Annotated in this window: 6 protein-coding genes; 4 read left to right on the plus strand and 2 right to left on the minus strand. The window is 38.9% G+C overall.

The annotated features are described in order from the left end of the window. The first annotated feature begins 28 nt into the window (after nt 1-28). Both AYJ08_RS05585 and AYJ08_RS05590 read left to right on the plus strand, forming a co-directional pair. Complete coding sequence (locus AYJ08_RS05585; protein ID WP_082890874.1) at nt 29-5854, plus strand: non-ribosomal peptide synthetase; 5826 nt, start codon at nt 29-31, stop codon at nt 5852-5854. A gap of 435 nt (nt 5855-6289) precedes the next feature. After that, nucleotides 6290-7009 carry an SDR family NAD(P)-dependent oxidoreductase gene (locus tag AYJ08_RS05590; protein ID WP_082890875.1) on the plus strand — a complete coding sequence of 240 codons (720 nt, stop codon included), beginning with the start codon at nt 6290-6292 and terminating at the stop codon, nt 7007-7009. Between the two features lie 386 nt (nt 7010-7395). Here the strand turns inward: AYJ08_RS05590 and AYJ08_RS05595 are convergent, their stop codons facing one another. Continuing rightward, nucleotides 7396-7743 (minus strand): hypothetical protein, encoded by a 348-nt coding sequence (locus AYJ08_RS05595; RefSeq protein ID WP_064016907.1) that lies wholly within the window; start codon nt 7741-7743, stop codon nt 7396-7398. A 573-nt stretch (nt 7744-8316) separates the two neighbouring features. On the opposite strand from AYJ08_RS05595, the gene AYJ08_RS05600 reads away from it, so the two are divergent. Then, nucleotides 8317-9033 (plus strand): YqeB family protein, encoded by a 717-nt coding sequence (locus AYJ08_RS05600; RefSeq protein ID WP_064016908.1) that lies wholly within the window; start codon nt 8317-8319, stop codon nt 9031-9033. A gap of 845 nt (nt 9034-9878) precedes the next feature. On the opposite strand, the gene AYJ08_RS05605 is transcribed toward AYJ08_RS05600, so the two are convergent. Next, nucleotides 9879-10913 carry an RICIN domain-containing protein gene (locus tag AYJ08_RS05605; RefSeq protein WP_064016909.1) on the minus strand — a complete coding sequence of 345 codons (1035 nt, stop codon included), beginning with the start codon at nt 10911-10913 and terminating at the stop codon, nt 9879-9881. 545 nt (nt 10914-11458) lie between these two features. Here AYJ08_RS05605 and AYJ08_RS05610 point away from each other — a divergent pair. Beyond that, nucleotides 11459-12505: a PTS sugar transporter subunit IIC gene (locus AYJ08_RS05610; RefSeq protein ID WP_064016910.1), complete on the plus strand. Its 1047-nt coding sequence runs from the start codon at nt 11459-11461 to the stop codon at nt 12503-12505. Nucleotides 12506-12709: the final 204 nt, after the last annotated feature.

Raw genomic sequence — 12709 nt, forward strand, 5'->3', positions numbered from 1 at the left:
GTAATCTTCCACTTCAAGGACATTACACATGTGGCATGCAAAGCAGGATAAGAAGAACTTCTTATTAGGAGAGATGCAAATGCAGTCAATGGGTAGGATAAACGTTTCAGAAGATCGAATGATCGTTGCAAACCAGAAGTCAAAGGAAAGAGATTATTGGCAGAGGAGGCTGTCGGGAGAGCTAACGGAGTGCCACTTTCCCTACGATCAAAAAAACCAAGAGAGCCCTTGTGAACAAAGAGATTATGTAAAAAGTGTTGTTGATGGCTTGACTTTTAGCCAGCTAATGAAGCTTTCCAATGGCTCTGACATACGCTTGCACATGATTTTGACTTCTGTATTGAACGTGCTGTTATACAAATATACGGGCCATACTGACATCATCGTGGTCACTCCAGTCTTAAAGCAGGAAACTGAAGCTGATTTTATCAATACGATCCTTATTCTTCGCAACCAATTAAGAAATGAAATGACATATAAGGAGCTACTCTTGCAGACTAGAGAAATGCTGAATGATGCGACTCAGAATCAAAATTATCCGCTTTTATCCTTATATGAACAGATTATGGGTCATTCCAGGTCTGATCATTCATCTCTCTTTCATGTTGGGATTCTACTAGAGAACATTCATGATCATAACTACCTACTTGCAAACCAGCCGGAAGTCTTATTCTCATTCCTCAAAACAAATGACAGTCTTGAGCTGGAGATTACATTTTCGACCGATCGATACCACAGAGCTGGCGTTCAAAGAATAGCTACTCATTACAAAGGACTATTACAAACTATCTTAGATAATCTTGATACACCTTTGTCTGTAATTGACATGCTATCAGAGAACGAGAAACTTCAAATTCGTGATTTTAACGATACGCAAATGGAATTTCCTACAGAGAAAAATTTATATGAGCTTTTTGCGTTACAAGCTGAAAAGACGCCAGATGTAATTGCTGTGGCAGATGACAATCGTCAGTTAACCTATGCTGAGTTGAAAGACAGGGCAACCCAAGCGGCGTATCTACTAAAGAAAAAAGGGATTCAACAAGAACAAATTGTAGGTTTGATGTTAAAGCGCAATATAGATGTTGTAGTTTCAATTCTAGCTATCCTGCAGGTTGGCGGTGCATACTTGCCGCTCAATCCGTTCCTGCCAAAAAATCGCATTCAATCCATGTTAGAGGACACGAATAGCCCGCTTCTCATTACTAATGAGGAGTTCATTTCTGACAGTTCGCTTATGGCGGACCTCCCAGACTTGGAAGTGCTGAGTGTAACAGAGCTTCTTTCATATAAGACAAATGAGGCTGAAGAATTTTGCAAGGCAAATCCATCCAATCTTGCCTATGTGATCTTTACATCTGGTTCAACAGGTAAACCGAAAGGTACGATGATTGAGCAGCGTAGCGTTGTTAATCTTATTTGGGGGCTTAGCCAAGAATTATATGGCACATATCCATCCCCTCTGCGAGTAGCCATGGTGTCGCCGCTTGAATTTGATGCATCCATACAAAACATGTTTGGTTCCCTGTTAAACGGTCATAGCCTATTTATTGTTCCAGAGGATGCACGAGTCGAGGGAGACAAATTGGTTGCTTTCTATCGTAAGCACCAAATAGAACTCTCAGATGGCACGCCAACTCATCTACGGATTTTAGGGGATTGCTTACACAAAGCAAACACGACCGATTTGGCTCTCAAACACTTACTCATTGCAGGCGAAGCGCTTACGCCTAAGGTTGTAGCGAATTTTGCACGTCATTTCTCAAATAAACCAAAAATACTCAATGCCTATGGTCCAACGGAAACCTGCGTAGATTCCACATCCTGCCATGTAATCTTGGAAGAGATTGATCGAGTTAACAATATCTCCATCGGGCGACCACTGGCGAATCAACAGGTATTTATTATAAACGAGAATAATCAGCTTCAGCCAATTGGAATTCCTGGAGAGCTATGTATTGCGGGTGAGGGATTAGCCAGAGGTTACTTGAATCGTCCTGAGCTAACCGAAATGAAGTTTACGCCAAATCCATTTCTTGATTTATTTCCTCAATCTAGTGAACGCATGTACAGAACAGGAGATTTAGCCAGATGGCTGCCAGATGGAAATATCGAATACCTAGGTCGCTTTGATGAGCAAGTAAAAATACGTGGTATGCGCATTGAAATGGGCGAAATCGAAAGCAAGCTCCTCACATATTCAGGCATGAGAGAAGCTGTTGTGATTGGTTTGGATAGTAAAACGTCGCAAGAAACCTATCTGTGCGCGTATGTCGTAGCAGATCATACAGTAGTTGCAAGAGAAGTGCGTGAGTTTCTTTCGAAGGATCTCCCTATCTACATGGTACCTACCTACATAATTCAAGTGGATAAGCTACCGATTACCTCAAACGGAAAGATAAATAAGAAAATGCTTACTCATCCCGAGGATGTATTTGAACATATGTCCAAGGAACAGTACGTTGCTGCCCGGAACGAGACAGAAGCAAAGCTTGTGGAAATCTGGCAGAATATCCTTTCAAAAGACCAGATTGGTATACACGAGAATTTCTTTGAACTTGGTGGTCATTCGTTAAATACGACGACGCTTGTTTCACGCATCATGAAGATCTTCCATGTGGAGGTTCCCTTACAGGTTATTTTCCAGCATCCGACGATTGAGGAACTTGCCATCTATATTGACCGGGGTGATAAAAAGCAGTATCAAGCAATTGGCCTTGTAGAAAAACGTGATTATTATCCTGTTTCCTCTGCACAACAGCGTCTTTTTGTCATGAATAAATTTGAAGGGATAGGAACTAGCTACAATATTCCAGGAGCACTAATCGTTGAAGGAGAGCTTGATCAAAAACGATTCGAACAAGCTATTCAGGAATTGATACAACGTCATGAAAGCCTGCGTACGTCGTTTGTTTTCCTAGATGGAGAACCCGTGCAAAAAGTGCAGGAGCATGCCACGATCGACATTTGGTTTCATGAAACTACGGAGGAGCATATCGACTCGATCATAGACGAGTTCATTCAGCCTTTCGATTTACGTCAAGCCCCTTTACTTCGGGTTGGGTTGGTAAAACTCAATGAATATCGCCATTTGCTACTTTTTGATATGCACCATGTTATTTCCGATGGAGTTTCAATGGTGATTTTGCAGCAAGATTTTATTAAGCTTTACGCCCAAGAAGAGCTTTCTGTCTTGTCCATCCAATATAAAGATTATGCGGCGTGGCAGCGCAAGCGTATGAAAAGTGAGGAGATAAAGAATCAGGAAGCCTTCTGGTTACAGACTTTTGAAGGTAAAATTCCAATTTTGCAACTACCTACTGATTTCCCTCGAACAGCAAAGCAAAGCTTCGACGGTAACCGTGTCATTCAACGTTTCCCAGATTCTATCGCGAAGCAGTTGAGTGGTTTTACAGAATCAACAGGTACTACCCTGTATATCGTCTTATTAGCCGCTTACAATGTTCTTCTTCATAAATATACAAAACAAACAGAGATTATTGTTGGTTCGCCTATTGCTGGACGTGTCCACGCAGATACGGAAAAAATGGTGGGGATGTTTGTCAATACATTGGCGATGAAAAACAGTCTAAACCAAGATAAACCGTTTAGTCTTCTCCTTAAGGAAGTAAAAGAAAATGCCCTGCAAGCCTATCAGAATCAAGAGTATCCATTTGAAGAGCTAGTCAATAAGCTGCAGTTGGAACGTGATAACAGCCGTAATCCTTTATTTGATACGATGCTGATCATGCAAAATATTCCATCCTACCATACACAAGCGAACACACTTACCTTTACTCCCTATGAATATAAACACAAAGCATCTAAATTTGACATTACATTTGAAATTTTTCAAGAAAAGAATGGGCTTTTGCTCCACGTAGAATACGTGACGAAATTGTTTAAGCAAGATACCATTGAGAGAATGGTGAATCACTTTTTTGCGATTATAGAGCAGATACTTCGAAATCCAAGCATCAGCATTTCTGATATAGAGCTCCTAACGCGGGCAGAGAAAGATAAGATTCTTTATCAATTCAACAATACCAGAGAAGAGTATCCAAAAGATAAACAGGTACATCAATTATTCGAAGAGCAAGCGAGACGCAATCCGAAGCAGACCGCTCTTATCTTTGAAAATCAGACATACACGTATGAGTTTGTGAACGAACGAGCGAACCAATTAGCGAGAAAATTACGTGGCTTAGGGATTGGAAAAGAAGATGTGGTAGGGTTACTTTTTGACCGTTCGGTAGAGATGATTCTAGGTATTTTAGCAGTGATGAAAGCGGGTGCTGCTTATGTAGCAATTGATCCTGATTACCCAGCGGAACATGTACACTACATTCTTGAAGATAGCAAAACGCAGGTTTTACTTACGGAAACCAAGCATACCGATACCATTGCTTTTACGGGACCAATTCTTGATCTTAACGCTGAAGCTCTCTATGAGGGAGATACAGCAAACCTTGAGCCTATATCTGCAGCGGACAGCCTTGCCTATATTCTATACACATCTGGTTCTACTGGCAGACCAAAGGGAGTCATGATTGAACATAGCAGCATCGTCAATTATCTATTTGCCATGCAAAAGACCTATCCAATGACAGCAGATGATGCTTATCTCTTAAAAACCCCTTATACCTTTGACGTATCAGTGCTTGAATTATTTGGCTGGTTCATTTCTGGCGGATCATTGGTGATTCTTGAACCAAATGGACATCGAAATCCTAAGAGTATTCTACGTGCTCTTGAGTCTTATCATGTGGCACTTATCAACTTTGTTCCATCCATGTTTAAAGTATTCCTCAATTCAATTCACGAAGAGTCAATTGAGGTTCTCAATAAGGTGAAATACGTATTGGTAGCGGGTGAAGCAATCTCGCATGACGTCGTTGAGCAATTCTACTCTCTTACAAGGAATGTAACACTTGATAATCTCTATGGTCCTACAGAGGCAACCGTCATCGCAACAAGCTTTCCGCTGAGAAACGCAGGAGAATATAGTACATTGCCGATTGGCAAACCGATTCAAAACGTTCAGGTTTATGTGATGAATGAGTCAATCCAATTGGAATCAATCGGGATAGTAGGGGAATTATATATTGCTGGTGCAGGTGTGGCGAGAGGCTATTTGAATAAGCCTGAGCTAAATGAACAAAAGTTTTTTGCCAACCCATTTGTATCGAATGAGAGGATGTATCGGACAGGGGATTTAGCAAGGTGGCTACCTGACGGCAATATCGAATTTTTGGGTCGAATGGATCATCAGGTGAAAATCCGCGGATACCGTATTGAATTGGAAGAAATCGAAACAAGACTTCGCTCCTATGAAGGGATAGCTGACGCTGTGGTGCTAGATAAAGATGATTCACTTGGAAATAAACAGCTAGTAGCATACATCATTACCACAAATCCACTCAATATGAGTGAGATTAAGGAACATCTGAGTAAACAGCTTCCCAGCTACATGATTCCAGCTCATTTCATGACACTGGATAAACTTCCCGTAACGACCAGTGGAAAAGTAGATCGACGTGCACTTCAGGATGAAGCTCTACTTTTAACACCAAGGAACCAAGAAGGAGAAGAACCCAAGACTGTATTAGAAATGAAGCTTTTGGAAATTTGGAAACGTGTCCTGAAAGTTGAACAAGTAGGGACAAACGAGGATTTCTTTGAGCTTGGGGGAAACTCATTACTTGCTGTTACTCTTGACTTAGAGATGGAGGAGGAGGGATTAATCTCCGATGATCTGGTTGTCTATGAACACCGAACGATCCGAGCATTAGCAGGATTTATCGAACAAAAAGAACCAACCAATGGCGAAGCCGAGACGCCTATGGAAAAATAAAACCTGAGGGCACAAACGATTATTACCTGTTTGTGCCCCTTACCTTTTTATAATGTCATATGTTCGCAAGCTAAGTCTTTCTTTGTTAAAGCCGATAACATGGAACCAGAAGAGTGTTTCAGCATAACCAACCTACACTTGCATAACAAGAATAGAGAAAAACAAATGCAGAACAAACAGAGAAAGCAACAGGACCTAATAACAGATTTGATTAAAAATCAGGAGTAATCCCTCCATTAGTTCCGTTGCGTGCTTTCAACTGGACGTCTGCTCACGTCCCTTATCATCGACTAGCTTTGTTACCTCTAATATTTCACTTTTGGCAAAAATCCGCTCACTATCTATTTCCTTGATCTAACGTAAATTGACTTAAATAATGAAAGATGGTAACATTCTGAATAATTATGGGAAATTACGGAAATAGGGGGTCGTTTGGTGAAAAAATACATAATATTTGGAGCTAGCAAAGGATTAGGAGACGCTTTTGTCAAAGGCTTACCCAGTTCTGGAGATCAGGTATGGATTGTTTCCAGAAGCAGACCCAGAAGCTTAGACTTAAATGACGGAGTTCAGCGAATATGGCTGGAAGCCGATTTATCGCAGCAACATAAAATAAAAATGATTACGGATACTCTTCAACATGAAAGAATAGATGTCCTGATATACAATGTTGGGGTGTGGGAAAAAGAGGGGTTTGAAGATCATTATGACTTCGAACTGGACGATCCAGAAGATATTGCTACTATCATTCATACAAACATAACATCCACGATTACTTATATCCAAGCCTTGTTGCCAAATCTAAGAAGGTCAGAAAGTGGGAAGATAATCCTAATTGGATCAACTGCTGGATTAGATAATACAAATAATTCCCAGGTATCATTTGTGAGTTCTAAATTCGGATTACGAGGCATAACCAATGCTTTGCGAGAACATGTCAGGAAAGATGGAATTGCTGTTACTTGCATCAATCCAGGTGAACTAGCAGCGGAAATCCCATACGAGGCTGGCGCCGAAAAAGCGATTTCTGAATATAACGGCACACGGATTCCAGTCCAGGACATTGTCTCTTTAGTCAAATGTGTTGTGAGCTTGTCAAAGGTTTCTTGCGTCAAAGAAATTCATGTACCAGCCATTACAGATCTAAATGCTTGACTTGATATAACACGATAAATGAATGCATAAATTAACTTGCATTTTTTCACCATAAAAACCGATAAACCGTAATTACATAAGGAATAGGTAAAAAAGATCGCGATATCACCGTGATCTTTTTTATTTTACTAGGAGTTGCCCATAGTCACTTGCTTTACATAATATGATTTTCTAGAAATAACCAAGTAGAAATATGCACTAACAATTAGTTGAAGCAAACTGAAGGCTTGATTCTAGTTGTTTGGAAGGTGTGGGGGCAATTAGATAGCTTTCTTTTTGGGAGGACTATTGTTTTCCAGCGGATCAGTAGGCAAGGTGGTTCATCAAGTATTTACGAGGAAGATTTGAAAAGCTCTCCTTCATCAATAAGGAGAGCTTTGTAAAACCTATCTTCTATAAACTTTATACAATATTTCATCTTCTCCATCGAGAAGCATTTTAACATAACCACCGTTAAAATGGGAATCAGCTCTAATGTACCATGTTTGATTATAGGGATTTTTATATACCTCTAAATGTGAGTTGCCTGATATCACTACATATGAAATATTGCGCATGGAATACAAAGGTACTGGTGGTCCGCCTGGCACTATAAAAAGATTTCCAGTTCTTATTTGTGCTTTAACAATCTGTTGCTCTTGAGCAGAATCTAAAGTAGCCGCAGACGCGAAACTACCGCCAAATCCACTCATTAGTCCTAAGGCTAGGGCACCAACAACAAATTTTTTAAACATTTGCCTCAACTCCCTAAAAATTATTTTTTGTTACAACATGAATAATTCTTTGGTAAAAAGGAATATCCTTCCAAATATGGGTAAGTTAACAATTTGGACACAAAGATTTATTGTTATTTCAACATATGGTACAAACATAAAAATCGAAAGGATTTTATTATTCGAGTAAGAACCTTTTTTAAGGCTTGGTTTGACTAAAGCCTTCGTGGAGATCAACGAATTGACAGAGAAAAACACTATGTAAAACAACTAGCAGTTTCCTTCTTCTACTGTTGATTGAATTTTATAAGATGGGTGTTATTGAAAAATCCATTATTCTCTCATACGTAAACAAAAATAAATTAGAAATATGCAGTGAATTGACTAGAAAATTTTTTTGCGATAACATTTGATTGATTGTTCGAAAAATTGGCTATTGAATCGGAAACTCAAGGGAGAGCTTTTATGTGAACAAAAGCAGTGAAGAAAAGCAGAGAAGCACAGCAACATTAATGGAGAAGAGAAGCAATCGTTCATCGTTTACGCAAGACGTGATTTGAAGTAGGCTCATTATACATAAGTAGGTGAAAATAGATGACGGCATCAAAGATATCATTGAATGAACAAAAAACAATTGTTGGATATACCAAAATGACTGGAATTTTTCTATACGGTGGATTCGGAATAGTAGGATTTGCTCTTGGTTTTTTTCTTCCAACAATAGCGGCATGGGCTATAACACTTCCTTGGGTCCCATTCCGAGGAATTTTAAAACTTATCAATTCCTTTCAAGGATTCTGGCCTACTATCGTGCTGGCAGTGATTGGTTTACTTGCTGGTCTAGTGTTTGCTTACATAGTTGTTAAAGAATGTCTTATCATAACGATTACGAATCAGGAAGTACAAGTAGAGAAGGATGAGTATAAGCAGACGATTGCCTTAAAAGATATTGATACGGTTTTCTTGGATGGAAAACAACTGGTCATTCTCGGGAAATCAGGATATGAGCTTGAACGAGAACAAAGCGATGAATCAGCTATCAAAATAAGTAATGCTTTTAAGAAGCATGGTTATCCTTGGTCTTCAGAAGGGGACCCGTATAAAGACGAGTATCGGCGCTGGGTCCTTGATACCCCGGATATATCACCATCTGCCAATGCTCTAATGAAGGCGCGAGAAATTGCCTTGGAAAAGAAAGAAAAGGAAGATATAAAAGACCTTCGCAATGAACTTGCAAAGCTTGGCTACATTGTACGCGACGAGAAAACAAGACAATACTGGCGTAAAGTACATAAGGATATACAGAATTAGTGAGGGATTTTATCTAGTGAAGCTCGCCAAATGAACAAGATTTGTACCTTGATGCTCAGGGAAATCGCCTGCATTGGTCAGTGGACAATTAGCAAACCGAGGGAGTACGTAAAACATCCTTCTTAACGAAAAACGTTATTAAACATCATCGCACAATCTCGACATATAATAATGAATGAATTGAAGCTGGCTATGTTTTAAAAGCTATAAAGGAACCAACCCTTCAGATGAAATGCTAAGGGATGAACCGGCATTAAAAGATGAGAATCGAAGACCCATGTTCTACCTTATTTCAGCAGAAAAGGCAAAAAACTAAAACGAATAGGGATAAATTATCTGTAATGGAGCATTTTTTGCATTTGTATCTGAACGAACCAAGAAAATAGCTTGATGAAAAAAGAACAATAGTGATTAGCTTTTCAGACATCCGATCTTGTAATAACCGTGGCCAGTAGCATGGTCCTAGAAATCATAAAAATGGGGTATTGCCTCCGAATGTTTAAGAAAAAACAGGTACATGTATTAATCATTAAAACCCTTACGTCCTTATGAGTACGTAAGGGTTTTTCCTGCTCGTGGGTAAAAATCAGATGTTTATAGATTTCTAATCCTTGCTCACCTTTTTGCTTCGTCAGATATATTTATTGAAAAGAGCGAATTAACATTAGCTTTATATACCATGTATTTCCCGTGAGAAGCAACACAGCAAAGGTGCAATGAGATATTTGAGCATATTTTCGTTGCTATCATTGTTCAAACAGCTCTCTTTAGTATGTGGATGAAGAAACAGTACTGTTAGATAGTGAGGAAAAAGACATTTCTTATGTTTTAATGAGGTTTTATCGTTACGGATATGTTGTGTCGTGTATATTATTTGGGTCCTTCACTGACCACGATCCTATAACTTCGCCATTCGTACGTTTTAGTACATAGATATCTTGTAGGCCGTATGACGCATAACGAAGCGGTATGTCATAAGGGTTATGAATTTTCCTAGTAACTTTGATCTCTGTCATTTTTTCTCTTGTATGAGATAAGGTAGTAGATAATGAAGTTACTATACTCAATTTTAACCCTGCAGTTAATCCCCCAATATTCAATCCTAAATCAGCACCAACATCTATATTAAGGGTTCTAGCCATATTTTCTTGGTCTGTAGTTTTCATACCAACTGTTAGTTCTTTCACTAGCTCTTCTGTTTTAGGAATTGTATGCTCGGCTAATAAGACCCAGTTTCTCTGATGTTCTAACGTATAATAGGGGCTCTCAGTTAGCTGCACCACTAAATCAAGGTTATTGTCCTGAACCATGATGAAGGGTAACATAATGGCTCCGACTGTTACTGGTTTGGTTTGACCAACTAAATTTTGGGTAGCTGATGTGATTCGAGGGGCTGGTTCTAATGTCCCTAAAACTGGCAGAATGGGTAAAGGGAACTCCTCATTCATTTTTTTAAAATACCATTGCTGATCATCTGCTGTATAGATTTTTTGCCATTGAATCAGATAGCTACCTGAGGTTTCTGATCCATCGGATACCCCAATAACCTTTCCACTATTGTTGTTTCGTATAAAATAATAATCATTGTTAATGAAATCAAAATACCATTGCTGATCCTTTGCATTGCTATACTTCCACTGAAGGATTTCAGCTCCATCCTGATTGGAACCATAAGATACTGCGATACTTCTTCCGCTATGTCGTGGGACAATTACATAACCGCTATCTAAAGAAAAAAACATGTAGTGCTGGTCAGCAGTATTACTATCATCATAAATGACAAATCTGTCTCCATCTCCAGTTCCACCATAACTTACCCCAATAATCTTATGGCTCTTTTTGTTTATGATTTTGTAAATACCATTTTTTTTAAAGTTCATAGTAAAGCCTCCTTTTACAAGTACAATGTAAGAACGCAGCCCAGAAAGTACTAGTAATATTAGTGTATGACTTATTTTTGGTAATATTTAGTTTTTGGGAATTTATTTATGTATTTTCTTGCTTTACATAGGATCTGGGAACTTAAGGGAAAACAAAAAGAGTTCAATGGCGTAGTATATTCTTTGTGAAGATCTCACTCTGTTCTCAGACTATTTACATGAATCATAATAGAAGGCCCTGTTAGTTATACTAGCTTAGCTCTGACAGGTGATTTAAGAGGATGTGCTGCTCAAGCTCTCTACGACTTTATGTGGCAGCAAGCTGGAGTTTAATCCTTTAACTTCCTATTTACTGGTAATACATTACGGTAATTTTATAGTAAGAAAAGTGAATGCTATTTAAATCAGAAGTTTTTAAATTAACTAAAAGTAAACGTTTCCTAATAAACAAGCTATAATGAGGGCGTATTATAATTCATCATGATTTGAACACTGGATTTTTGGCATTATTTCATACCAAACCTGATTAAAAGGAAGTTGATATCATGGAGATTCTTAAGGGTACGATATTACTATTATTTGTACTAAGTCTGTTTTCACTTTTTAGTTTTAAAGCACCCAACGGAATGAAGGCTATGGGGGCTTTAGCAAGTGCGGCAGTTGCTAGTTTTTTAGTTGAAGCTTTTCAGCTATACGTGGGTGGCGATTTAATCGGTATACCATTTTTAAAGGAGGTTGGGCAATCTTCCGGTAGTCTAGGCGGAGTAGCTGGTGCAACTTTGGTTGCTTTAGCGATGGGTGTATCACCTGTTTATGCTATGCTTGTAGGGGCTTCTGTGTTAAGTTTTGGATTGCTGCCTGGGTTTATTGCTGGTTACCTTATATCATTTTTAGTAAAACAAATTGAAAAACGCGTACCAGAAGGATTAGATTTAATTGCTTGTATTGTAATTGCAGCACCATTAACAAGATTAATTGCAAAAGGAATGGATCCGATTGTAACAGTAACATTGAAGCAAATCGGTGCAGTTATTACATCATCAACTGATGCCAATCCAATTATTATGGGAATTATTCTAGGTGGAATTATTACAGTCGTTGCAACTGCACCGTTAAGCTCAATGGCATTAACAGCATTGCTCGGATTAACAGGGCTACCGATGGCAATTGGTGCATTGGCGGTAACAAGCTCATCCTTTATGAACTACGTTTTCTTTAAACGAATGAAGCTTGGAGATAAGCGTACAGTAATTGCCGTTTCAATTGAACCATTAACGCAAGCGGATCTCATTTCAGCAAATCCAATTCCGGTTTATGTAACAAACTTTATTGGTGGAGCAACAGCGGGAATTATTATTTCAATGTTTGATCTGATTAATAATGCAACAGGAACAGCAACGCCAATTGCAGGACTTATGGTTATGTACGGGTTTAACGATCCAATGAAAGTGACATTATGTTTCTTATGTATTATGGTATCTGGCATTCTTTCAGGATATATTGGCTCACTATTATTCAAAAATTACCCAATTCGTACAGCAGAGCAAATTCGTGGTACGGACGGAAAAGCAATAGATGCGGCAGCGTCGTAAATGAATGAGTTAAAATCGGACCAAAATACTAGCAGCGCTTCATGCAACGGATAAAGGTGGACTTGAAGCAGCACTAACAGGTCGTGTTCTGCAAGAAGGGAATTTTTACATGGGCACATACGAAAACAAGACAATTACACGTAAAATCAAATCGATTGACCGATGTACCGGATATCTTGTCCCTCAAAGGATTTTTATGCGATA

Origin of the sequence: Brevibacillus sp. SKDU10 (assembly GCF_001645205.1) — a bacterium.
Taxonomy (GTDB): Bacteria; Bacillota; Bacilli; order Brevibacillales; family Brevibacillaceae; genus Brevibacillus_B; species Brevibacillus_B halotolerans.

Coding starts and splice junctions, on each gene's coding strand:
- AYJ08_RS05585 (WP_082890874.1), top strand. CDS start 29: ATGTGGCATGCAAAGCAGGATAAGAAGAACTTCTTATTAGGAGAGATG.
- AYJ08_RS05595 (WP_064016907.1), bottom strand. CDS start 7,743: ATGTTTAAAAAATTTGTTGTTGGTGCCCTAGCCTTAGGACTAATGAGT.
- AYJ08_RS05600 (WP_064016908.1), top strand. CDS start 8,317: ATGACGGCATCAAAGATATCATTGAATGAACAAAAAACAATTGTTGGA.
- AYJ08_RS05605 (WP_064016909.1), bottom strand. CDS start 10,913: ATGAACTTTAAAAAAAATGGTATTTACAAAATCATAAACAAAAAGAGC.
- AYJ08_RS05610 (WP_064016910.1), top strand. CDS start 11,459: ATGGAGATTCTTAAGGGTACGATATTACTATTATTTGTACTAAGTCTG.